A 23,907-nucleotide genomic window follows, 5' to 3' on the forward strand; every position below is an offset into this window, starting at 1 on the left:
GTCAGATCGCCTCTCGCTTCGGCACGACGAAGATCACCGCGACGGGGAAGGAGTGCGGCCGGGGGTCCGCGTAACGGGCCTCGATCTGGCGCAGCTCCAGGTCCCGCTCGTCCGACAGGCGGGCGAGGCGTTCCTCCCAGGATTTGCGGTCGTTCTGGTACTGGCGGCGTTCCTCCGCGGACGCCACGGCGGCCTGGGAGAACAGCGCGCCCTCCTCGTCACCGCGGGCGAGCTGGCGGCGGAGGGTTTCGGCGAACTGCTCCAGGTTGGCGGTGATGCGGCGGGTCTCGGCGTCCTTGCGCTGGACGAGCTGCTTGCGCAGGGACTCGTGGCGGGTGTCGGTCCGCCACTTGATGGCGCCCTCCAGACCGAGGCGCAGCTCGTCGAAGCGGCCGGCGAGCCGGGCCTGGATGCGGGGCGGGGCGGGCGTCCCGGAGGTGAGGGCGCGGTCGAGGAGGTCGCCGAGGCGTCCGACGCTCTCCCAGCGGCGGAACCGTCCCGTGTCGGGCGCCCAGCCGCCCGCGTGCAGGACCTCCTCGTGCAGGCGGACGCCGTCCGCGCCGACGAGGACGAAGCGGGAGAACGCGGCGACGAGCGTCGTCTCCAGTTCGGGGTCGTCGGAGACGACGGCGGCGACGCGGTGCAGGTCGATGCCCTCGTTGGAGACGGCGGCGCGCAGCAGGCGGGTCGACATGGCGACGAGGGGGTGCCCGAGGTGGGCGAGGACCACGTCGTCGCGTCCCCGCGCGACCTCCCGGTCGAAGGTGACGGGGAGCTGCCGGGGCGGGCCGCCGTCCTTGGGCAGCTTCTCCAGCAGCCCGGCGGACGCGCGCTCCCAGGAGCCGGTGAGGACGGGCACGTCGTGCACGCCCGGGTCGGCGGTGGGCTGCAACGGCTGCTGGCGGGCCAGTTCGAGAGCGGTGTCGACGACGCGCTTCACGTTGCCGGGGGTGATGTGCAGGTTCTTGACGGTCGTGTCGACGCGTTCGCGGAGCTTGCGGACCTGGTCGCCGACGTCGGACTCGGACGGGACGCGCTCGCGGCCGGCGGCCTTCGCGGTCTCGGCGTCCACGTCGATGTGCTCGCCGAGGAGGCGGCGCTGGACGGCGTCGGCGAGGACCGCGTTGACGGAGCCGAGGTCGGCCTCCATCTGCGACACCTTGTGCGCGACGCGGGACAGGAACTCCAGGTCGGCCTCGTAGGAGTCGACGGTCTTGTCCCAGCCGGTGCCGACGAAGTGCCGGATCTGCGGGGTGTGCTTCTGCCCGTAGCGGTCGATGCGGCCGATGCGCTGCTCGAGCTTGTTCGGGTTGAACGGGATGTCGTAGTTGACGAGCCGGTGGCAGTGGTTCTGCAGGTCGATGCCCTCGCTGGCGGCGTCGGTGGCGAGCAGGATCCGCACCGGGTGCTCGCCGGGCGCCTTCTGGAACGCGAGACGGAGCTTTTCCCGGTCGTCGGTGCTCATCGTGCCGTCCAGCTCGGCGACGCGGTCGCCGCCCATGCCCTGGTCGCGCAGGAGGCCGAGGAGCCAGTCCTTGGTGTCGCGGTACTCGGTGAAGACGATGACGCGGTCGTCCGTCCACGTTGTGCCGTCGGGGCGGCAGACGGACGTCAGGTACTCGATGAGCTTCGCGGCCTTGGCGTCCGGCTGGGCCTCGTGCGCCGCCGCCCAGTCGTGCATGCGGCGCAGCAGGTCCAGCTCCTCCTCCTGGCTCTGGACGAGCGGCTCGGTGCGGGCGAGGGCGTCGGTCTCTGCCTCGTCCAGGGCTTCGTCGTCGAGGGTGGCGGTGTCGTCGAAGAAGTCCTCCATCCAGGCGTCCTCGGGCGGGAGGGCGCCCCTGCCCCGCGACTTCAGGGTGTCGGTGTAGACGGCGACGGTGTGCGCGAACGCGGCGGGGCTGGAGAACAGGCGCTTTTTCAGCAGCAGCGTCACCAGGTCGGCGGCGCGGCGCCCGCGGGTCTTGTTGAGGCGGGCGCGGCGGACGTCGGCGAACCGGCGCAGCAGGGCGTGGATCTCGCGCTCGTCCTCGGGGTAGGCGACGGGGATCGCGGACGCGTCGCGGGCCGCGAACCGGGCGTTGCCGTCGGCGTCGACGATCTGGCGCTTGAGGCGGCGGACGACCGTGTCGCGGACCGCGGAGTCGTCCGGCGGGACACCGCGGGCGAAGCGCTGGTCGTCCAGGATCTCCAGGAGGGCGGTGAAGCTCGCCTGGTAGCCGTTGTGCGGGGTCGCCGACAGGAACAGCCGGTGCGTGAAGTGCGGGGCGAGGCGGCGGATCAGCTTCGTCTGCTGCGAGTCGATCGCGTACACCTGCTTGGGCGCGGCCGGGGCGACGTGGTGCGCCTCGTCCAGGATCAGCAGGTCGAACGTGCGCGGGTAGGCGGGGCCGTCGGCGGGCAGCACCTCGTCCAGCAGCCGCTGCGCCTTCGCGCCGCGCAGCCACGGCAGCGACACGATCGCGAGGGGGAACACCTCGAACGGGTTGGCGGCGCTGCCGTGCGTGCGGCGGACCTCCGCGCAGCGCTCGGAGTCGATGACGGTGAAGTCCAGGCCGAACTTCTCGGCCATCTCGTCGCGCCACTTCACGGTGAGGCCCGCCGGGCAGACGATCATCATGCGGCGGCCCCGCTGGCGGAGCAGCAGTTCCTGCGCGACCAGGCCCGCCTCGATGGTCTTGCCGAGGCCGACGTCGTCGGCGAGCAGCAGGTTGACGCGCGGGGCGTCCAGGGCGCGGGCGACGGGTTCGAGCTGGTAGTCCTCGGTGGCGACACCGGAGCGGAACGGCGCCTGGAGGGTGCGGACGTCGGCGGACGCGACGGCGCCCCAGCGGACGGCGTCCAGGAACGCGGCGAGCCGGCCCGGGGGGTCGAAGCGGTCCTTGGCGACCTCGGGGAGGGACCCGGACGGGAGGGTGCGGCCGCCGGGCTCGATCTCCCAGATGACCGAGAGGGTGTCGCCGTACCGGCCCTCCTCGACACTTTGCAGCGTGACGAGGGTGTTGCCGGCACGCTCGTCCACGGTGCCCACCACCCAGCGCTGGCCGCGGACCTGCACGAGGGCGCCGGGGGTGGGTCGCTCAACGGTCGCAGTCAACGGGAGGGCACTCCTTATTGCAGTGATGAGCTGGCGATACTTGTTAGCACACCGGAACGGTGCCGGGGACTCGCCGATGGGGACGGGTCGGGACCGGAGAACACTTTACGACGCCTAAATACACGACGCCTATACATGTTGCTTCGGTTTACATACCGGGGGAAGTTCGTCGCCCTGGATGGCCGGGTTCGGCTGGATAATGGCGAGAACCGCTTCCCGCTCGGCTGTTACGATCGCTTCGGCGAGGCCATGAGGAGGCTTCCTTCTCACCCTTCTTACACTCCAGCTTCCTCGCTTTCCTCGCCACCCAAGCAGCAGAAGGATCCCGGACCTCCGTGAGCAGTCCGGTGTCACCGTCGTCCGCCCAGGACCTTGACCGGGCGCTCCGCCGCGCCGGATGGCGTCCCGGCCGCAAGGTCGACATCTCCGCGTACCGCGCCTGGTACGCGGCCGAAGGGTACGGGCCGCACGCCGCGGGCGAGGCTTTCCTCGAGGAGTTCGGCGGGCTGCGCTTCGACTGGTCGGGCCCCGGCGTCTCCGTGGCGCGGCAGCCGTTCTTCGTCGACCCGGCCCGGACGGGCGGCGAGGACGAGCTCATCGAGGCGTGGGCCGAGGACCTCGGGAAGAACATCGTCCCGCTGGGCGGCCTCGAACGAGAGATGAGCACGTTCGGCATGGACGAGGACGGGCTGATCTATCTCTTCGCCGGCTTCACCAAGGTCAAGGGCGCGAACCGGGACGGGCTCGAGGCGCTCGTCCTCGGTATCGACGGCGAGACCCTCGAGGATTGACCCGCTGGTCGGTGCGTGAGGCCGCTCTGACCTCCTGATATCCAGGACGGGGCGGTCCGGGGGCGGCCGCCCGGAGGGGGCCGTGCGCGCGATGACCGACCGGGACGACGGCACGCGGGGCCGGGAACCGGGGGCGCGGCCGGCGGAGCCGCCCGCGATCCGGGCGCCGGGGATGCGGGCCGCGTTCACCGTCCGGCGCGGCGGCGTGCCCGCCGGGTCGGCGGCCGCGGTCGGGCTCGCGATGGGGCTGCCGGCACGGAGCTGCGGGTCCTCGCCCGCCTCCTGCGGGAGCCGAACGCGGTGCGCGTCCGGCGCCGGCGTGTCCGACGCGGAGCCTAGGGTGCGGGCATGGAGACGTTGCGGGCCAAACTGGACCTGATCCGCCGGGTCGAGGACGAGCACCGCTTCGGAGTCGACATCCGCGAGCCGAACGCGCTGGAGCCTGTCCCCGGCCTACCGGACGGGGTCACCGAGGTGTTCGGTCTCTTCTCCAAGCTCGCGGGGAACTACTTCAGCTTCGTGCAGCCCGCCGAGATCGCCGGCCCGGACGCCTGGGAGAAGCGCAGCGCCGACCCGGACTGCCCGCTCGGCGCGCCGCTGGAGATCGGCTACGAGCGGTACGGCATGCCCCCGGAAGTGCTGGAGGACCTTGAGGGCGGCGCACCCATCTGCCTGGACCTGCTGACGGGGGAGGTCTACTACCGCGACCCCGACGAGTACATCTTCTTCTACAAGCACGTCGAGGTCGAAGAGATCGACACGGTCGACTTCGCCCCGAACGCCGTCGAGTTCTTCGACTCGTTCGTGCTCGGCCCCCGCTACCCGGAGCTGGTGGAGGGCGTCCTCGGCCCCCGCGCCGTCACCGAGCGGGACCGGAAGGGCCGCCCCCGCGACTCCTGGACGCGGCTCCTGGACGCCGCCGGGCTCCTCTGATGCCGCACGGCCGGGCGCCCGTCCCGCACGGGGACGGGCGCCGGCCGCCGGTCAGGACGGGTCGTAGGCGAGGTTCGGGGCGAGCCAGCGCTCGACCTCGGCGAGGGGCAGGCCGCGGCGGGCGGCGTAGTCCTCGACCTGGTCGCGGCCGATCCGGCCCACGGTGAAGTACCGCGAGTCGGGGTGCGCGAAGATCAGCCCGCTGACGCTGGCGGCGGGCGTCATCGCGTACGACTCGGTGAGGCCGATGCCGATGCGCTCGGCATTCAGCAGCCCGAACAGGTCGCGCTTCTCGCTGTGGTCGGGGCTCGCCGGGTAGCCGAGGGCGGGGCGGATGCCGCGGAACCGCTCGGCGTGCAGGTCCTCCAGGGCGGGGTCGGCGTCGGGCTCGAACCAGTCGCGGCGGGCCTGCAGGTGGATGTACTCGGCGAACGCCTCGGCGAGCCGGTCCGCCAGCGCCTTCACCATGATCGACTTGTAGTCGTCGTGGTCGGCCTCGTACTGGGCGGCGAGCTCCTCCGCGCCGAGGATCGTCACCGCGAACCCGCCGATGTGGTCGCCGGACGGGGCGACGTAGTCGGCGAGGCAGCGGTTCGGGCGCCCGGTGGGCTTCTGCGTCTGCTGCCGCAGCATCGGGAACCGGGGGCCGGCGGTCACGACGATGTCGTCGCCGCTGGAGTGCGCCGGCCAGAACCCGTAGAGGCCGCGCGGCTTCAGCAAGTCGTTCTTGACGATGTCGTCGAGCAGTTCGTTGCCCTCGTCGAACAGTTCGCGGGCGACGGGCTGGTCGAGGATCGCCGGGTACTTGCCCTTCAGCTCCCACGCGAGGAAGAAGAACTGCCAGTCGATCATCTCGCGGAGCGTCGCCAGATCGGGCGCGACGACCCGGACGCCCGTGAACTCGGGGGTCGGCAGGTCGTCGAAGGACACCCGCTCCGGGTTCGCGCGGGCCTGCTCGATGGTCAGCATCGGCCGCCGCTGCTTCGTCTCGTGCTCGGCGCGCAGCCGGTCCTGCTCGGTGCGGTTGGACTCGGCGAGCGCCGCGGCCCGCTCCGGGTCGAGCAGGTCGGAGACGACGCCGACGACGCGGGACGCGTCCAGCACGTGCACGGTCGTCGCGCCGTAGGCCGGTGCGATCTTCACGGCGGTGTGCTGCCGGGACGTGGTCGCGCCGCCGATCAGCAGCGGCAGGTCCATCCCGCGGCGCTGCATCTCGGCCGCGACCGACACCATCTCGTCGAGCGACGGGGTGATCAGCCCGGACAGCCCGACGGCGTCGGCGTTCTCCTCGACGGCCGTGTCGAGGATCTTCGCGGCGGGCACCATGACGCCGAGGTCGACCACGTCGTAGTTGTTGCAGCCGAGCACGACGCCGACGATGTTCTTGCCGATGTCGTGGACGTCGCCCTTGACGGTCGCCATGACGACCTTGCCGTTGCCGCGGGAGGTGTCGAGCAGGCCCGCCTTGCGCGCCTCCTCCTTCTCCTGCTCCATGAACGGCTCGAGGTACGCGACGGACCGCTTCATCACGCGGGCGCTCTTGACGACCTGCGGCAGGAACATCTTCCCGGCGCCGAACAGGTCGCCGACGACCTTCATGCCGTCCATCAGCGGGCCCTCGATGACGTCGAGGGGGCGGGCGGCCTTCTGCCGGGCCTCCTCGGTGTCCTCCTCGACGAAGTCGACGATGCCGTGGACGAGCGAGTGCGCGAGCCGCTTCTCGACCGGGCCCTCGCGCCACGACAGGTCGACGGTGCGCTTCGTCCCGCTGCCCTTGACGGTCTCGGCGAACGACACGAGCCGGTCGGTGGCGTCGGGGCGCCGGTCGAACAGCACGTCCTCGACATGTTCGAGCAGGTCGGCGGGGATGTCCTCGTAGACGGCGAGCTGGCCGGCGTTGACGATGCCCATGTCGAGCCCGGCGCGGATCGCGTGGAGCAGGAACGCCGAGTGCATCGCCTCGCGGACGATCTCGTTGCCGCGGAAGGAGAACGACAGGTTGGAGATGCCGCCGCTGGTGCGGGCGCCGGGGCAGCGCTCCTTGATCCGCGGGAGCGCCTCGATGAACGCCTTCGCGTACCCGTTGTGCTCCTCGATGCCGGTGGCGACGGCGAGGACGTTCGGGTCGAAGATGATGTCCTCGGCGGGGAACCCCGCCCGCTGCGTCAGCAGGTCGTAGGCGCGGCCGCAGATCTCGACCTTGCGGTCGGCGGTGTCGGCCTGCCCGACCTCGTCGAACGCCATGACGACGACGCCGGCGCCGAAGTCGCGGATCCGGCGGGCCTGCTCCAGGAAAGCCTCCTCGCCCTCCTTGAGGCTGATCGAGTTGACGACGCCCTTGCCCTGGATGGTCTTCAGCCCGGCCTCGATGACGCTCCACCGCGAGCTGTCCACCATGATCGGGATGCGGGCCGCCTCCGGCTCGGTCGCGATCAGGTTGAGGAACGTCGTCATCTCCCGCTCGCTGTCGAGCAGGTCGGCGTCCATGTTGACGTCGAGGAGGTTCGCGCCGCCGCGCACCTGGTCGAGCGCGACGTCCACGGCGGCCTGGTGGTCGCCCGCCTCGATCAGCTTGCGGAAGCGGGCCGAGCCGGTCACGTTCGTCCGCTCGCCGATCATGACGAAGCCGGTGTCCGCGCCGATCTGGAACGGTTCGAGGCCGCTGAACCGGGGCGCGGACGGGACGTCCGGGACGGCGCGGGGCGCGGTGCCGCGGACGGCCTCGGCGATCCGGGCGATGTGGTCGGGGCCCGTCCCGCAGCAGCCGCCGACCGCGTTGACCAGGCTCTCCCCGGCGAACCCGCCGAGCAGCCCGCCCATCTCCTCGGGCGTCTGGTCGTAGCCGCCGAACGCGTTCGGCAGGCCCGCGTTCGGATACGACGCGGTGTAGGTGGGGGCGATCCGGGCGAGTTCCTCGACGTGGGGGCGCATCTCCTCGGCGCCCAGCGAGCAGTTCAGCCCGACGACGAGCGGGTCGGCGTGCTCGACCGACCGCCAGAACGCCTCGACGGTCTGCCCGGACAGCGTCCGCCCGGACAGGTCGACGATCGTCACCGAGATCCACAGCGGCAGCTCGGGGGCGACCTCGCGGGCCGCGGCGATCGCGGCCTTCGCGTTCAGCGTGTCGAAGATCGTCTCGATCAGCAGCAGGTCGACGCCGCCCTCGGCGAGGCCCGCGATCTGCTCGGCGTAGGACTCGCGGACCTGGTCGAACGTGACGGCCCGGTAGGACGGGTCCTCGACGCGGGGCGACAGCGACAGCGTCACGTTCAGCGGGCCGACCGAGCCGGCGACGAACCGCCCGCCCGCCTCGTCGGCGGCCTGCCGGGCGAGCCGGGCGCCCTGCACGTTCATCTCGCGGACGTGCGACTCGAGACCGTAGTCGGCCTGGCCGATGCTCGTCGCGGTGAAGGTGTTGGTGGTGGTGATGTCGGCGCCCGCCGCGAGGTACTGCCGGTGGACGTCCAGGATGACGTCCGGGCGGGTCAGGTTCAGCAGGTCGGGGTCGCCGGTGACGTCGCGCGGGTGCCCGCCGAAGCGGTCGCCGCGGTAGTCCTCGGGGGTGAGGCCGGCCCCCTGCAGCATCGTGCCCCAGGCTCCGTCGAGAACGGCGATGCGTTCGTCGAGCAGCTTCCGCAGGGCTTCGCTCGTCGTCGGGACCGTCTTCACTGCCACCTCCCGGTCGTTCGTGGGAGGCGCCCTTGTTTCAACCGGAATCCGGTGGGGCCGAGCGTGGCGGGCGTCCACCCGTTGCAGCGCCTCTCGGCCTGACATCGACAGTACCGCGCGACACGCCGGTCTGTCAGTCCGGCCCCGGCTTTCCCGGCGGTCCCAGGGGGCATTCCATCGCCCGTTCCCGCGGATAGGCTTCCCGGCGTGCACGGACAACTGGCAAGCGGGCTCGCGGCGCGGCGGCGGGACGACCACCCGCTGCGCGTGATCGAGAGCGAAACCGTCGAGTACACCGAGGCCATCGCCACGATGGATCAGATGGTGCGCGACCGGCAGGAGGACCGGATCGACGACACCCTCTGGCTCCTGTCGCCCCCCCGCGTCTACACGGTGGGCCGGCGGACGCCGCCGCACGAGCGCCCCGATCCGGCGCACGGTATCCCGGTCGTGGAGACGCGGCGCGGCGGGAAGCTCACGTACCACTCGCCGGAGCAGGTCGTCGGGTATCCGGTGCTGAAGCTGGCGGAGCCGGCCGACGTGGTCGGGCTGATCCGCGACATCGAGCACATCCTGGTGGCGGTGCTGGGCGAGCTGGGGATCCCCGCGGAGCGGCGCGACACCCCGAAGGGCAGCCCGCTGCTGACCGGCGTCTGGACGGCCGAGGGCCGCAAGATCGTCTCGCTGGGGATGTACATCTCGCGGGGCGTCAGCGCGCACGGTTTCGCGATGGACGTCGACGCCGACCCGGAGCCGTGGACGTGGGCGGTCCCGTGCGGCATGCCGGACGTGGAGATGACGTCGGTGTGCCGGGAGCGGGAGCGGCGCGGCCTCTCCCCCGTCACGCAGCCGGAGGTCCGGCGGCTGATCACCGAGGCGTGGCGGCGCGAGACCTGAGCCCCCGGCGGGGGCCCAGGTCCCGGCGCGTCCGGCGGGTCAGGCCGCGCAGTTGCCCTGCGCGGGCTTCCCGGCGAACCGGTCGGTCAGGAAGGCCACCGCGTCGGGCCACGACCACAGCATGCCGGTGGCGTGCTCGGCGATCGTGTAGGTCTTCCAGGTGACGTTGGCGCCCTTCGCGCACCACGCCTTGTGCAGCGTGTCCGCCTGCTCGAACGGGATGATCTGGTCGTAGACGGCCTGCGTCTGGAGCACGGGGACGCCCGGCGCGGTCGAGCCGAGCCTGTTGCCGTCCAGGCGCGCCTGCCACTGCGGCGTGGCCAGCGGGTCGCTGGTGGTGAAGTCGCCGACGTTCTTGAACGCCGTCTCGCCGAAGGTGGCGATGCCGTCGACGCTGGCGATGCAGGTGTCGGACGCCGTCTCCATCAGGGTCCGGCCCGCGTCGTTGAGGAACGACGCGAGGTCGAGCTCGGGATAGGCGGCGTCGTAGCCGGCGGCGGACATGAACATGAACGCGGCGAACAGGTTGCCGTCGAGGTTCGCGGCGACCGCCCGCAGGTCGGCGGGGACGCCGCCCGCGACGACGCCCTTCAGGTCGAGCTCGGGCGCGTAGGTCGCGGCCAGTTCGGCGGCCCAGCCCGCGGTCGTGCCGCCCTGCGAGTAGCCCATCGCGGCGACGGGGCTCCCGGCGAGGCCCGTCCCGGGGAGGCGCTGCGCGGCCCGCGCCATGTCGAGGGCCGCCGCGCCCTGGGCCCGGCCGACCTCGTAGGTGTGCAGGCCGGGCGTGCCGAGGCCCTGCATGTCGGTGACCGCGACGGCCCAGCCCTTGTTGAGCGCGTCCGAGATGAAGAACATCTCGTAGTCGAGGCCCTGCGTGAGGGTGTACGACGGCGCGCACGCGTCGCCGAGCCCGCGGGTCCCGACGCCGTAGGTGACGAGCGGGCGCTCGCCCGGCCCGCCCCACTCCTTCTCGGGGACGAGCACGGTGCCGGACACGGCGATCGGGTCGCCCTGCGCGTCCTGCGTCCGGTAGAGGACCTGCGTGGAGGTGACGCCGTCGACGGGCGCGCGGCCGAACGGGTCGAGGGTGAACAGCGATGGGCGGGAGCGGATGACGTCGCCGGGCCGCCCGTCGGGGAGCGGCCGCGGCGGCGTGTAGAACGGGTCCTCGGCGGGAGGCGCGAACGCCGGCGGAGCGGCCGCGGCGGGCGCTTGGAGGGCGGTCGCGGTCAGCGCGATCCCCATCCCGCAGGCGACCGCCGTGCGCAGGAGCCGGCGGACTGTGGTGGACATGGAGCTACCCTTCGTCGTGCTCCGGCCCCTCTGGATCGCCCCCAGAGCCCCCGACGGGCCTGGCCGTCCGGGTGACGGCCTCCCGACCTTAAAGCAAGTAGACTCTTACTCCAATAGGCGGGACGGCGGATCCGGCGGCCCCGCTTTGTGACCCGGGTAACAAACGGACGCCGAGCGCTTCACTCCCGCGGGCCGGTGCCCGCGCCGAACGCGCCGGCGTTCCACAGGCGCCGGATGTGCGCGGTCATCGCGGGCCCGACCGCGTCCAGGGCGTCCAGGTCCTTGCGGGCCACCGGCGGGGCGACCATGGCGCAGACCGCCGACACCACCGTCCGGCAGGTGAACCGGCCGGCGTCGTCCGCGACGCCCAGCAGCCCGGCCAGCGCGGCGGCCATGGCGGCCTCCCGCTCGGCCCGCCGCCGGATGGCCTCCGCCCCCGCCGCGAACGCCTCGACCAGGAACAGCCGCGCGAAGGGCAGTTCCGCGGCGACCGTCCGCAGGTAGTGGTCGAGGGCGCGCTCGCACCGCTCCAGGGGGTTCTCGCCGTCCGCCGGGACCGGCTTCCGGGTCAGCGACGCCCAGGCCGTGTCGAACGACGCCAGGAAGCAGTCCTGCTTCGAGGAGAAGAGCCGGTAGAAGGTCTGCCGCGACACCCCCGCGTGCTTCAGCACGTCCTCGACGGCGGTCGCGGCGTAGCCTTTCTCGGACATGACCTCCGCCATCGCGCGGCACAGCCGCTCCCGCTGGATCCGGGCCACTTCCTCCGGGGCGAGCGCGTGGCGCCCCCGCGGCAGCCGACGCGACGATGTGCTGGCCATCACACCACCTTAGAACAGGGATCGGACCCGGCCCACCCCGTCCACCTGCGCGGGAGCGCCCGTCACGCGCGGCGCGCGCCCCCGGAGGCCATGCCGAGCCACGTGTGCGGGTTCCCGGCCCAGCACCAGCCGAGCTTCGGCGCGTTCTGGCTGATCCAGATCGCGGGGACCCGGCGGTCGCCGCACCGGGAGCCGCCCAGCGAGAAGCACTTGTTCTTCACGAGCACCTCCGGGAAGTGCGTGACCAGCGCGATGCCCTCCTCGATCGTCAGCAGGGTCCGCTCGCGCTTCGCGATGACGTCCATGGCGTCGTTCGGCACCTCGCCGCAGAACTCCTCGCCCCGCTCGACGTCCAGCAGCAGGTAGGCGTCCGGGTCCGGGAGCTCCTCGACGGCGGTGAACCGCTCGAGGGAGCCCGGCTCGAAGGAGCGGTCCACGAACCCGGGCTTCTTCTTCCCGTGCAGGGTCGTGCGCGGCATCGACTCCTCGATCGGGACGACGTTCCGCGTCACGACGAGGACGAACGGGATCCGTCCGGCCGCCGCGTCCACCTCGACGGCGCCGAGCCCCGCGGCGACGTCCCGCAGCGGGGCGACGAGCGCGCCGAGCCGTCCGGCGTCCGGTACCGCGGGCTCCAGGTTCGCGACCTGCCGGTCGAACTCGGCCGTCGCGTCGATGGTCTTCGGATCGGTCGTCAAGCAGGGGCTCCTTCACGGTCGGCACGCCGCACCGGCGCTGACGGGGGCGAAAGTTATGTCAGGCACATCAATATGTCAACGCCAACTTTAGGTCAATTCTGACGAGCGCGGCGGAGCAGCCCGCGCCCCGCCGAGGCGAAGGCGGCACCCGTACGCGGCCGCGTACGTCGAGCCGACAGACCGGGGGTCCAGGTGCCCCTTGGTCTTGTTCAGCCGATGGGCGGCGACCTGTGCCCGGGGGGATCGGCGGGCGGGGACGAGGGGTGGGACGGCGTGGCCGTTCCGGACTCGTGCGCGGGTGCCGGTGTCGTGTGGGTCGGGGACGGTGTCGTGTGGGTCGGGGTCGGTGTCGTGTGGGTCGGTGTGTGCGTGGGCGTTGGTGTCGGGGCCGGGCGCGTCGGGGTGGTGGACGGGGGCGACGGTGTCGGGGTCGGGGGCGCGGTCGTTGCCGCCGTCGCCGTCGCCGTTGGCGTCGGGGTGTCGGCCACGCGGCGGGCGGGGTCGTCCCCGTCGGGCGTCCCGAAGACGATCGCGGCGACCACGGCGGCCGTCACGATCGCCGCCGTCGCGAGGGCCGCTTTCGCGGGCGCCGGTAGGCCGCCGCCCGGTGCCGCGCCCGGTTCCGGCGGCACGTCCGGCGATGCGTCGAGGTGCGCGCCCGGTTCGGCGAGCGTTCCCGCCGGGTCGGCGCCCGGGACGTCCGGTGCCCCGTCCGGGCCCGTGAGCGTTCCCGCCGGGTCGACGTCCGCGGCATCCGGGGCCTCGGGAGCGGCCGGGCCGGGCGGGGCGGCCGGGGAGGCGGCGGCGGCCAGGGGGAAGGCGGGGGCGAAGGCCGCGGCGGCGACGGCGAGGGTGCGGGCGGCCCGGTCCTGCCAGCCGGGGCCGTAGGCGCGGGCGGCGGCGTCCTCGAGTTCGGCGGCGAAGGCGGCGGCGCCCGCCGGGCGGGCGGCGGGCGACTTCGCGAGGCCCCGGGCGACGAGGGTGCGCAGCGGCGCGGGGACGTCGTCCGCGGGGACCGGCGCGTGGACGTGCGCCGCCATGAGGTCGGGGCCGGTGCGGGACGCGTAGGGGCGGTGGCCGGTGACGCACTCGTAGAAGACGCAGGCGGCGGCGTAGACGTCGGCGGCGGGGGTGACGGGTTCGCCGCGCCACTGCTCGGGCGCCATGTAGGCGGGGGTGCCGACGCGGCCGCCGCCGCCGGTGCGGGCGGCGACGCCGAAGTCGATGAGCTTGCTGAGCCCGTCGGCGCGGACGACGACGTTGGCGGGCTTGTAGTCGCGGTGGACGACGCCCGCGGCGTGGGCGGCGGCGAGGCCGAGCAGCGACCCCTTCAGCAGCAGCAGGGACGCCTCGGGGGTGAGGGCGCCGCGGTCGGCGAGGATGCGCTTGAGCGAGACGCCGTCCACGACCTCCATCACGATCGCGGCTCCGGTCGCGTCCTCGAACAGGCGGTACAGGCGCGCGACGTTGGGGTGGCGGACGCGGGCGAGCATGCGGGCCTCGTGCCGGAACACCTCCCGCGCGATCGGGTCGGAGCCCGCCGGCAGGTACTTGATCGCGACCGGCGGGCCGCCGGTGACGTGCCGGGCCAGGACGACCCGGCCCTGCGTCCCCCGCCCCAGTTCGCGCACCTCGCGAAAGCCCGAGATCCCCCAGCTCATCGCGGTCGCCCCCTTTGTCGGCTGCTTTGTGGGACGCCGGAACCGCGGCCCCGGTTCGGCCGCCGCGACCGCTGTGCGGAGATATGCCTGTTCAGTGTCATTGCGTCGCCATATGCTGGGCGGGCTCGCGGATTCGGGAGGTCGGGGTTGTCGCATTTCACGAGAGTGCGCACACGGTTCGCCGACGGGGCGGTGCTGCGGCGCGCGCTGGAGGAGATGGGCCACGAGGTCCGGTCGGCCGGGCAAGGCGTGCGCGGGTGGATGGGGCAGCGCACGGAGGCGGAATTCAAGATTCGGCCCGGCCGGGGAAAGCACGAGATCGGGTTCGTGAAGGCGGAGAACGGCTACGAGGTCGTCGCCGACTGGTACGGCGTCCGCGGGACGACCGAGCAGCGCTTCGTCCGGGAGCTGAAGCAGAAGTACGCGCTGGTGAGCACCATTTCGACGTTGCGTGAGCGCGGGTTCGACATCGATTCCAGCAGGACCGAGGAGTCCGGGGACATCAGGGTCGTCCTCCGGCGGGCGGGGGTGTGATGGACGAGACCGTCGAGGTGACGATCAAGCCGGACGGCAAGGTCGAGATCCATGTGACCGGGGTCGACGGCATGGCGTGCCTGGCGACGACCGAGGAGCTCGTGCGGATGCTCGGCGGCGAGGTCGAGGCGCAGGAGCTGACGGCGGAGGCGTACAACGAGACCGGGGAAGAGCAGCAGGACCGGTTGTGGCACTGACGTGGCGGGTCCACGCCACGCTGGCGCGGAGCGCCGCGAACGGGCCGGGGATGCGGTTCGTGGTCTGGGCGCAGGGCTGCACGCTGGGCTGCCCCGGGTGCTTCAACCCCGAGACGCACGGTCCGGGCGGGGACGTCCCGACGGTCGGGGACGTCGCGGCGGAGGCGCTCGGGACGCCCGGGATCGACGGGGTCACGGTGAGCGGCGGGGAGCCGCTGGAGCAGCCGGAGGCGCTGCGGGAGTTCTGCGGGCTGGTGCGGCCGTCGGGTCTCGGGATCGTGGTGCTGACGGGGTTCGCGCGGCGTGAGATCGAGGCGGACCCGGGGCTGTCGGCGGCCGTAGAACGGGCCGACATGGTGATCGCGGGGCGGTACAACGCGCGGCTGAGGATCGGCGCCGGGCTCCGCGGGTCGTCCAACAAGGAGTACTGGGCGGTCACGGGCCGGTACGGGCCGGAGGATTTCGCGGACGTGCCGGAGAGCGAGATCGTCATAGCCGCGGACGGGACCGTCTCGGTCACGGGCATGCACGCGTGGGAGAACGAGGGGCGCCGAGGAGACCGATGAGCGTTCACGATGATCTGAACCTGTACCTGCGGGCGCGGGTCCCGATGATCGTCCTGGTGACGGTGGAGGAGCAGCGCGCGCTGGAGATCCTCAACGAGGTGCGGGTCGGGCGGGACGCGTCCGCGAAGTCCGACCTCGTGATGTGGGACGTCGCGCGGGGGCTGGTGTCGCGGGACGGGCGGTCGATGCCGACGGCGCCGACGCCGGACGCGGCCCTCGACAAGATCGCGGAGATGGCCCGCGACAACCCGAACCGCAAGGACCTCTACGTCCTGAAGGACTTCCACGAGTTCTGGCACAAGAGCCCGGCGGTGAAGCGGAAGCTGCGCAACCTCGCGCACGGCCTGGTGTCGACGTACGCGTCGCTGGTGGTGACGACGCATTCGGCGGACGTCCCGGCCGAGCTGGGCGACGACGTGGTCGTTCTCGACATGCCGCTGCCGGGCCTGCGGGAGCTGCGCCACGACCTGGACGAGCTGATCCGGCAGACGCGGGTGGAGTGCGACCTGACGCACCACGGCCGGTGGCGGCTGGCGCAGGCGGCGCTGGGGCTGACGGCGACGCAGGCGCGGCGGGCGTTCTCGAAGGCGATCGTCCGGGACAAGGTGCTGGACGAGCTGGACATTCCGGCGGTGCTGGAGGAGAAGAAGGCGGTCATCCGGGCGTCGCAGGCCCTGGAGTACTACAGCGCGGAGGAGACGCTCGAGGACGTCGGCGGGCTGGAGCTGCTCAAGGAGTGGCTGACGCTGCGGGAGAGCGCGTTCGGGGAGGACGCCGCGAAGTTCGGGCTCCCGGCGCCGAAGGGGATGGCGCTGATCGGCATCCCGGGGACCGGCAAGAGCCTCACCGCGAAGATGATCAGCGGGTTGTGGCGGCTGCCGCTGCTGCGGCTGGACGTCGGCGCGCTGTTCGGCTCGCTGGTGGGCGAGTCGGAGGAGCGGCTGCGGCGCGCCCTGAAGATCACCGAGACGGTGTCGCCGTGCGTCCTGTGGATCGACGAGCTGGAGAAGTCGATGGCGTCCGGCGGGCTCGACGGCGGCACGTCGCAGCGGGTGTTCGGCACGATCCTGACCTGGATGCAGGAGAAGACGGCGCCGGTGTTCGTGGTGGCGACCGCGAACGACGTGGGGGCGCTGCCGCCGGAGACGCTGCGGCGCGGCCGGTTCGACGAGGTGTTCTTCCTCGACCTGCCGACCGACAGCGAGCGCCGCGAGATCCTGAACGTCCATCTGCGCAAGCGGCTGCGGGACCCGGCGGCGTTCGACGTGATGCGGCTGGCGCGGCTGTCGGACGGGTACGTCGGCGCGGAGATCGAGCAGGCGATCGTCGACGCGCTGTACCGGGCGTTCGCGGACGGCCCGCGCGACATCACGACGGACGACGTCGCGGCGGCGATCGACCGGCTCGTCCCGCTGAGCCGGTCGCAGCGGGAGCGCATCGAGGACCTGCGGTCGTGGCTGCGGGACGGGCGGGCGCAGTCGGCGTCGTTCGCGGAGGCGTCCCAGGCCGCCGAGCACCAGGTGCGGCTGGAACTGGCATGAGGCCGCGGGCCGACCGGTGGGCCGGCGCGTCCGCCGGGCGGTCGCCGCGGGGCCGGTGGGCGGAGCGGCGGCTGTTCGCGGCGGCGCGGCGCCGCGACCCGGAGGTGCGGGAGGCGGTCGCGCGGGTCGCCGGGACGCCGGGCCACCGGCTGCGCGAGCGGGCGCTGGAGACGGTCGCGGCGTGGTGGGCGGAAACCCGCGACCCGCTGCTGCGGGAGGGCGCGGTGCGGCTGGGCGCGGTCGCGGCGGAGCCGCCCGCGCGGGCGGTGACGCTCGCGCTGGCGGGGCGCCTGGCCGCGGACCTGGCGGCGGGCGAGGCGAGCGCGGTGCCGGGGCTGCTCGCCGACCCCGACCCGGACGTGCGGGCGCGCGCGGAGGCGTTCTGCGCGGAGGCGTCCGGGGCGATGCTGCGCGCGCTGTGGGCGCTCGGCCCGGACCCGGATTCGCCGCTGGAGGCGGTGCTGCTGGCGAACGGCGAGCCGCCGACGTCCGGTCCGCTGGACCGGCTGTGGGAGCGGTGGCTGGACCGCCCGGACGCGCGGGTCTGGGCGGCGCTGTCGCGGTGGGGGCGCCCGGCGGTCGGCGGGCCGCGCGCGCGGCTCACCGCCGTCGCGGTCGCCGCGGAGCCGGACGTCCTGCGGGAGCCGCGGAACCGGGCGGCACTGATCGACGCGCTGGCGCTGGGCGACCATCCGCTGTGCGCGATCGCCGAGGAGAAGGTCGCCGCCCTGCGCGACCAGACCCTCGTGGACGAGCTGTGCGACCGGGCGCTCGACGACGGCGGCCTCCGGACGATCTGCGCGAAGCACGGGTTCGCCCCGAAGGACCCGATGCGGCGGGTGGTGTTCTTCCTGCTGACGGGCCGTCCCGAGCAGCATCGCGCGATGGACCCGGACGGGAGCCTGCTGTCGCTCGCGTACGCGTCCGCGACGGATTCCGTGCGGGAGCGGATGCGGACGGCGATGCTCGCGGCGGGCGACCTCGACCTGGTCCGGGTCATCGTCGGCGACGACCGGCGGGCGCGGGTCGAGTCGATGTCGCCCGGCGAGGTCGCGTACCTCGCCGAGCAGCTCGCGGGGCGCGGCGCGTGGGACGACCTGTGGTCGATCGTCCAGGACCTCCCGATCGCGACGGGCGTCTCCCTCGTCCGCCTGTTCGGGGAGTGGGCGCCGCGCGGCGACGACGACCGCCGCGTCTTCGAGCTGTACCGGGCGACGGACCCGGACGCGCTGGCCCGGGCCGTCGAGCATCTGGAGGGGCTGCGGGACCGGGTGACCCGGCAGGCCCGGTACCTGTTCCGCGGCCGGGTCAACGACGTGTCGTTCGCGCCGGACGGGCCGTTCCTCGCCGCCGCGGGCACGAACCGGGTCGCGGGCGTGTTCGACCTGCGCACGGCCTCGCTCGCCGAGCGCTACGACGGGTTCGGGGCGTCGGTCGGGCGGGTCCTGCACGTGGGCGGCGGCGCGCTCGTCGCCGCCGAGCGCACCAACCGGGTCGACCGCCCGTGCCGGCTGCTGCGGTGCGCGGGCGGCGAGGCGCGGGCGCTGCACGCGGCGCCCGGGTCGGTGACGTGCCTCGCCCGCGCGGGCGACGGCGGGTTCGTCGCCGGGACCCGCGCCGGGTCGCTGCTGGTGGGCGCGCCGGGCGGGTCGGTGGAGTCGCGGCCCGTGGCGGCGCTGGGGCTGGGCGGGGGCGCCTGGGCGAGGTCCGTGGCGGTGCATCCGGGGTCGGGGCGGATCGCGGTGGCGGCCCGGCGGTTGGCCGTGACCGCGCCGGGCGGCGGCGCGGCGGCCGCCGTCACGCCGCCCGGCCCGGCGGTCGCGTGGGCGTCGTTCGCGGACGCGGACGCGCTCGTCTGCGCGGGCCGCGGCGGGGCCGTGCGGCGGCTGCGGCTGTGCGGCGACGCGTTCGAGGAGACCGCGCAGGTCGGGCTCGACGTGCACGGGCTGGTCGGCATGGTCGGGCTGCCCCGGACCGGCGAGGTCGTCGTCGCGGACGACGGCGGCGGCCTGCACGTCCTCGACGCGGGCACCCTCGAGCGGACGGCCGTGCACCGCGCGGCGGACGTCCAGAACCGCACCGGCATGACGGTGTCGCCGGGCGGCGACTTCCTCGCGGTCGGCAACGCCGACGGCAGCACCGACCTGTTCGACCTGCGCGTCCACGAGGTGCCGCGGATCGTCGGGCGTCCGGTGGCGAGCCTGGTCCCGGGGCATCTGGCCGCCGTCGGTTCGGCCCTGGCGGACGGGCCGGTGCGGCGCGGCGGGGGCGTGGCGCTGCGGCTGCTGGAGGCGTGCCTGGAGCACCGGTTCCGCTTCGACGTCGAGCTCGGGGACGCCGTCCGGCTGTCCGCGGGCGAGTTCGACATCAGTCTCTGAGGAGCGGTCGTGAAGCCGACGGCGCGGGAGCGGGCGGAGCGGGCGGCGGCCCGCAGCGCGGGGCGCGGCCTCCGCGGGCGGTGGGCGGGCCTGCGGCTGTTCGCCACCGCGCGGCGGACCAGCGACCGGTCGCGCGCCGCGATCGTCCGGATCGCGCGGACTCCGGACCATCGGCTGCGCGAACGGGCGAGACTGCTGATCGCGGACTGGTGGGGCGCGGAGCACGACTCCCGCGTCCGGCAGGCGGTGGTGGAGACCGGCGCCGTCGCCGGGGAGGGGTTCGCCCGCCTGCGGACGCTCGCCCTGCTGGGCCGCCTCGGCGAGAGCTGGGGCGAGCCGGACGTCGGGCAGGTGCGGCGGCTCCTCGCCGACCACGACCCGGACGTGCGGCGGAACGCGGCGGCCGCGTGCCGCGAGGCCGCCGGCCCCGTGTTCGAGGCGCTGTGGGACGAGGCGCTGTGGAACGAGGCGCTGTGGAACGGGTCCGCCGGCGCGCACGACGCGCTGGCGGAGCTGCTGCTGCGCCGCGACGCGCCGCCGCCGGTCCCGCACCGGGACCGCCTGTGGCGCCGGTGGCTCGCGGACCCCGCCGGACCGCTGGGGGACGCGCTGTTCCGGTGGGCGCTCCCCCTGAGCGACGTCCGGCCCGTCGCGGCGGCCCTCGACGGGGTGCGGCCGGGCGCGCCCTGCGAACCGCCGCAGCGTGCGGCGCTGCTGTACGCGCTGCTCCTCGGCGACGCCCCGCTGCGCGACGCGGCCGCGTCGCGACTCACCGCGCCGCTCGGCGAGGAGTTCGACGGGAAGTTCGACGAGGAGTTCGTCGAGGAGCTGTGCGAGCGGGTGCTCCTGCGGCCGGACGCCGCCGGTTTCTGCGTCGAGCGGGGCCTCGCCCCCCGGGACCCGGTGCGGCGGGCCCTGTTCTACGTGGTGACCCGGCAGCCCGGGCAGCACCGCGCGCTCGACCCGGACGGCGGGCTGCTCTCCCTCGCGTACGCCTCGGCCCCGCCGGCCGTGCGGAGCCGGGTCCGGGACGCCATGGTCGCGAACGGGGAGCTCGACCTGGTCCGCGTCATCGTCGGCGACGGCCCGCGCGCCCGCGCGTCGCGCCTGCCCGACGAGGACGCCCGCTACCTCGCCGAACGGCTCGCGGAACGCCGCGAATGGGACGAGTTCTGGGCGTTCGTCCGGGACCTGCCGGTCGCGGCCGCCGCCGGACTGGTCCGCCTGGCCGGTGGGTGGGCCCCGCGCGGGGAGGACGAGCGCCGGTACTTCCGCGCGCTGCGCGACGCCGATCCGGCGACCGTCGAGGAGGGCGTCGCGCGGCTCGTCGAGCGGCCGCCGCTGGAGCCGTACGCGGTCCTGCGGTTTCCCCGCCACTGGATCCTCGACCTGTCGTTCTCCCCCGGCCGCCCGGCGCCCGGCGGGACCGGCGGCGGGCCCCGCCTCGCCGTCGCGAGCATCCGGCACGGGGTGAGCGTGCTCGACCTCGGGACGGCGCGGGTCGTCGAGAGCTACGAGGAGCACGGCCCGCGCCTGGACCGCGTCCTGCACGTCGGCGACGGCGTCGTCGCGCAGGTGCGGTCGTTCGACGGGTCGGAGCACCGGCTGATCCGCTGCGCGGACGGTGCCGCGCGGACGCTGCGCACCACCGCGAGCCCCGTCACGTCCCTCGTCCTGACCGGCGACGACGGCGGCTTCGCGGCGTGCACGGCGGAGGGGGAGCTGCTGCTGGGCGGCCCCGGCGGCGACGTCCGGGCGCTGGCCCCCGCGGCGTTCGGGATCGGCGGCGACCCGCCGCCCGACCGGATCGGGGCGCACCGCGGGACGGGGCGGATCGTCGCGCTCGGCGACCGGGCGGACCTGCACCTGATCGAGCCGGGGTCCCGGTCCGCCACCGCCCTGCGCACCGCGGAACCGGTCGTCGGCGCCGCCTTCCTCGACGCCGACACGCTCGTCTGCAAGCTGAAGAGCGGGACGGTGGCGCGGATGTCGCTGCCGGACGGGCGGACGGGCCCGCCGGCGCGGACGAAGCAGTTCGGCCCCGGGAGCCCGCACGCGCTCCCCCGCACCGGCGAGGCGGTCTTCATGTGCGTGTACGGCGACCTGCACGTGTACGGCGGCGACCCGCCGGAGCGCGTCCAGGTCCGCTCCTCGCCGGACGACGAGAGCGGCCGCCTCGCGGTGTCGCCCGACGGGTCCCTGCTCGCCGCGGGCTACCGCGACGGCCGCATCGACCTGTTCGACCTGCGCCCCCGGGAACTGGCCGCCGTCGTCCGCGGCCCCGTCGCGGGCCTGGCGCCCCGCCACCTGCGGCTCGTCACCGAATGCCTCGGCGGGACCGCGTTCCCGGCCGCGACGCGGGCGGCGCTCGACCTCCTCCGGACGGCCCTGGAGCACCGGTTCCGGTTCGACGTCGAGGTGGGCGGCGCCGTCCGGCTCGCCGCCGGCGAGCACGACATCGGGCTGTGAGGGGCGGAGCGTGGCACGGACGAGGACCGAGCGGCGGATCGCCGCGAGCGCGCGGCACGGGCGGTGGGGCGCGCGGGCGTGGCGGCGGCTCGTCGCGGACGCCGAGCGCGGCGGCGGGGAGGCGCGGGACGGCGTGGTCCGGATCGCGCGGGCGCCGGGGCATCCGCGCGGTGCCCACGCCCGCTCGCACGTCGCGCGGTGGTGGGTCGACACGCGCGACCCGGAGCTGCGCCGGGCGGTGCTCGACACCGGGGCGACCGCCCCGGTGCCGCCCGCGCGGCTCGTCACCCAGGCGCTCCTGGGGCGGACGGACGGCTGGGACGCGCACCACGCGACGTGGCTGCCCGGGCTGCTCGGCGACGAGGACCCCGGCGTGCGGGAGAGCGCGGCCGCGTTCTGCGGCGAGGCCCGGGGCGCCGTCCTGGACGCGCTGTGGGATGTCGACACCGGGCCGGGGACGCCGCTGCGGGACGCGCTGCTGGCCAACCCGGCGCCCGCGCCCTACCCGGAGGTGGACGCCCTGTGGGAGGAGTGCGGCCGGGACGGGCCGGGCCCGCTGCGGGACGCGCTGCTGCGCTGGGGCCGCTCGGCGGCCGGGGAGCCGCTCGCGGCGGTGACCGCGCTGGTGCTGGGCCGCCGCGGCTCCCACGCCGCGTCCGTGCTGGCCGCGGCGCTGCTCGCCGACCACCCCCTCGCCGGCCTCGCCGCGGAGCGGACGGCCGCGCGCGGCGACCAGGCGGTCGTGGACGCGGCGTGCGAGCTGGCGATCCGGGACGCGGAGCTCGCGGAGCGGTGCCGCGCGCGGGGGCTCGTCCCCCGGGACCCGGTCCGGCGCGCGTGGCTGTTCGCCCTGACCGGGCAGGACCGGCAGCGGCGGGCGCTCGATCCGGACGGGTCGCTGTTCGCGCTCGCGTACGCGGCGGCGCCGCCGGACGAGCGCGCCCGCGCCCGCGGGGCGCTGCTGGCCGCCGGGGACCTGGACGCCGTCCGGCGCGTCGTGTCCGGGGAGCGCCGCGCCCACGTCGCGGACATGGCGGGCGAGGAGCTCGCGTACTTCGGCGAGCGGCTCGCCGAACGCTGCGAATGGGACGCCCTGTGGTCGCTCGTCCGGGACGTCCCTCTCGAGTCGGGTGCGGCGCTGGTGCCCCTGTTCGGCGGGTGGCGGCCGCGCGACGAGGACGGCCGGCGCCTGTTCGGGCTCTACCGCGGCGTCACGCCCGAGTCCGTCCGGGCCGCGCTGGAGCGGTTCCGCGGCGGGCTCGCGGCGCGGCCCGCGAAGACGGAGTTCCGGATGCCCGCCGGGATCCACCACCTGTCGTTCTCCCCGGAGCGCTCCGACGGGCGCTCCGGGGGGCCGCTCCTCGCCGTCTCGTGCCTCGACCGGATCGTCCGCGTCCTGGATCCGCGCACCGGCGAGACCGTCCGGCGGCACGGCGGCTTCCGCAGCGCGGGCCGGGTGCTGCTCCTCCCCGACGGGGCCGTGCTGGCGGGCGCGGGCGAGCACGCGGGCCCGCACCGGCTGTTCCGCTGCGCCCCCGACGGCGGGTGGACGGTGCACGGGGTCGGCGGCCCCGTCACCTCGCTCACCCGCACCGGCGACGGCGCGGGGTTCGCCGCCGTGACCACCGCCGGGGAGCTGGTGCTGGGCGGGCCGGACGGGCGGGACGTCACGGTGCGGAGCCTCGCGGCGTTCGGCCTCGACCCGCGCCTGCGGCCGCGCGCGGTGGTCGCGCACCCGGGCACGCCGCGGCTCGCGGTCGTCGACCGGGCGGTCCACCTGCTCGACCCGGCGGGCGGCCCCGCGGAGATCCTGCACCCCGCCGAGCGGCCCGTCCGCGCCGCCTACGCCGACGCGGACACCGTCGCGGTGGCCGAGCGGAACGGGGCGGTGACGTTCCTGCCCGCCGGGGGCGGGGCGGAGCGCGCGGTGCTCCGGTGCGAGGGCGGCTGCGCGGGCCTGGCGACGATCCACCGCGGCGTCGCCGCCGCCGACATCCACGGCGGGCTGCACCTCGTCGACGCCGACCGGCCGGGCGCCGCGGCGCCGCACGTCGCGTCCCTCCCCGGGGTCACCTGCGTCGTGGCGTCGCCGTCGGGGGCGCTGGTCGCGGTCGGGCACGTGTACGGCGAGCTCACCGTGTACGACATGCGGCTCCGGGAGCTGGGCGGCGCCCTCGGGCGGCCGCTCGCGGAACTCCTGCCGCGCCACGCCGACCTCGCCGCGGCGGCGCCGGAGCGGCCCGCCGACCCGGACGTGCGGGCGCTGCTGGACCTCTTCCGCGCCGCCCTGCACCACCGCTTCCGGTTCGACGTCGAAGTGGGCGGAGACGTCCGGCCGGCGGGAGGCGAGCACGACATCGGCCTGTGA

16 protein-coding genes and 1 riboswitch are annotated in these 23,907 nt (G+C 74.7%); of the genes, 10 read left to right on the plus strand and 6 right to left on the minus strand.

All coding sequences use genetic code 11. From position 1 onward, the window contains the following. Position 1 precedes the first annotated feature (1 nt). Positions 2 to 3,094 carry a DISARM system SNF2-like helicase DrmD gene (gene drmD, locus H505_RS0103040; RefSeq protein ID WP_026400783.1) on the minus strand — a complete coding sequence of 1,031 codons (3,093 nt, stop codon included), beginning with the start codon at positions 3,092 to 3,094 and terminating at the stop codon, positions 2 to 4. Between the two features lie 335 nt (positions 3,095 to 3,429). Here drmD and H505_RS47250 point away from each other — a divergent pair, with 335 nt between their 5' ends. Then, the gene (locus H505_RS47250) at positions 3,430 to 3,885 is read left to right on the plus strand and encodes an SUKH-3 domain-containing protein (protein WP_169528789.1); all 456 of its coding nucleotides are present in this window, start codon (positions 3,430 to 3,432) and stop codon (positions 3,883 to 3,885) included. Between the two features lie 348 nt (positions 3,886 to 4,233). Continuing rightward, the gene (locus H505_RS0103050) at positions 4,234 to 4,818 is read left to right on the plus strand and encodes a hypothetical protein (protein ID WP_026400784.1); all 585 of its coding nucleotides are present in this window, start codon (positions 4,234 to 4,236) and stop codon (positions 4,816 to 4,818) included. A gap of 51 nt (positions 4,819 to 4,869) precedes the next feature. Here the strand turns inward: H505_RS0103050 and metH are convergent, their stop codons facing one another. Continuing rightward, the gene (gene metH, locus H505_RS0103055; protein WP_233617576.1) at positions 4,870 to 8,493 is read right to left on the minus strand and encodes a methionine synthase; all 3,624 of its coding nucleotides are present in this window, start codon (positions 8,491 to 8,493) and stop codon (positions 4,870 to 4,872) included. An 11-nt stretch (positions 8,494 to 8,504) separates the two neighbouring features. Beyond that, a riboswitch (S-adenosyl-L-homocysteine riboswitch) is annotated at positions 8,505 to 8,588 on the minus strand. A 106-nt stretch (positions 8,589 to 8,694) separates the two neighbouring features. Between metH and lipB the strand changes: the two genes are divergently transcribed. Continuing rightward, the gene (lipB, locus tag H505_RS0103060) at positions 8,695 to 9,384 is read left to right on the plus strand and encodes a lipoyl(octanoyl) transferase LipB (protein ID WP_245592423.1); all 690 of its coding nucleotides are present in this window, start codon (positions 8,695 to 8,697) and stop codon (positions 9,382 to 9,384) included. Positions 9,385 to 9,423: 39 nt separating this feature from the next. On the opposite strand, the gene H505_RS0103065 is transcribed toward lipB, so the two are convergent. From H505_RS0103065 to H505_RS39575, 4 genes are all read right to left on the minus strand, one after another. Beyond that, positions 9,424 to 10,677, minus strand: coding sequence for a lipase family protein (locus H505_RS0103065; protein ID WP_125614364.1), 1,254 nt, complete (start codon positions 10,675 to 10,677; stop codon positions 9,424 to 9,426). Between the two features lie 179 nt (positions 10,678 to 10,856). Beyond that, entirely contained in the window at positions 10,857 to 11,495 is a 639-nt protein-coding gene (locus H505_RS39570) for a TetR/AcrR family transcriptional regulator (RefSeq protein ID WP_051300123.1), read from the minus strand. Positions 11,496 to 11,557: 62 nt separating this feature from the next. Beyond that, positions 11,558 to 12,193 (minus strand): DUF5701 family protein, encoded by a 636-nt coding sequence (locus H505_RS0103075; RefSeq protein WP_034516476.1) that lies wholly within the window; start codon positions 12,191 to 12,193, stop codon positions 11,558 to 11,560. Positions 12,194 to 12,402: 209 nt separating this feature from the next. Continuing rightward, on the minus strand, positions 12,403 to 13,854 hold the full coding sequence (locus tag H505_RS39575) for a serine/threonine-protein kinase (protein ID WP_169528790.1): 1,452 nt from the start codon (positions 13,852 to 13,854) through the stop codon (positions 12,403 to 12,405). A gap of 165 nt (positions 13,855 to 14,019) precedes the next feature. Between H505_RS39575 and H505_RS0103085 the strand changes: the two genes are divergently transcribed. From H505_RS0103085 to H505_RS0103115, 7 genes are read left to right on the plus strand one after another with little or no spacing between them, the layout of a single operon-like run. Continuing rightward, positions 14,020 to 14,388: a DUF1257 domain-containing protein gene (locus tag H505_RS0103085; protein WP_051300127.1), complete on the plus strand. Its 369-nt coding sequence runs from the start codon at positions 14,020 to 14,022 to the stop codon at positions 14,386 to 14,388. Continuing rightward, positions 14,388 to 14,585 carry a DUF2997 domain-containing protein gene (locus H505_RS0103090; RefSeq protein ID WP_034516479.1) on the plus strand — a complete coding sequence of 66 codons (198 nt, stop codon included), beginning with the start codon at positions 14,388 to 14,390 and terminating at the stop codon, positions 14,583 to 14,585. Before H505_RS0103085 ends, H505_RS0103090 begins: the two co-directional genes overlap by 1 nt. Continuing rightward, positions 14,576 to 15,151, plus strand: coding sequence for a 4Fe-4S single cluster domain-containing protein (locus H505_RS39580; protein ID WP_051300129.1), 576 nt, complete (start codon positions 14,576 to 14,578; stop codon positions 15,149 to 15,151). The genes H505_RS0103090 and H505_RS39580 overlap by 10 nt, the downstream gene beginning before the upstream one ends. Then, positions 15,148 to 16,692, plus strand: a complete 1,545-nt coding sequence (locus H505_RS0103100; RefSeq protein ID WP_026400791.1) for an AAA family ATPase — start codon at positions 15,148 to 15,150, stop codon at positions 16,690 to 16,692. Before H505_RS39580 ends, H505_RS0103100 begins: the two co-directional genes overlap by 4 nt. Next, entirely contained in the window at positions 16,689 to 19,070 is a 2,382-nt protein-coding gene (locus H505_RS0103105; RefSeq protein ID WP_026400792.1) for a WD40 repeat domain-containing protein, read from the plus strand. The genes H505_RS0103100 and H505_RS0103105 overlap by 4 nt, the downstream gene beginning before the upstream one ends. A 9-nt stretch (positions 19,071 to 19,079) precedes the next feature. Further along, positions 19,080 to 21,539, plus strand: a complete 2,460-nt coding sequence (locus tag H505_RS0103110) for a hypothetical protein (protein ID WP_026400793.1) — start codon at positions 19,080 to 19,082, stop codon at positions 21,537 to 21,539. A gap of 10 nt (positions 21,540 to 21,549) precedes the next feature. Beyond that, positions 21,550 to 23,907, plus strand: coding sequence for a hypothetical protein (locus H505_RS0103115; protein ID WP_026400794.1), 2,358 nt, complete (start codon positions 21,550 to 21,552; stop codon positions 23,905 to 23,907).

It is taken from the genome of Actinomadura rifamycini DSM 43936, from assembly GCF_000425065.1.
Lineage (GTDB): Bacteria > Actinomycetota > Actinomycetes > Streptosporangiales > Streptosporangiaceae > Spirillospora > Spirillospora rifamycini.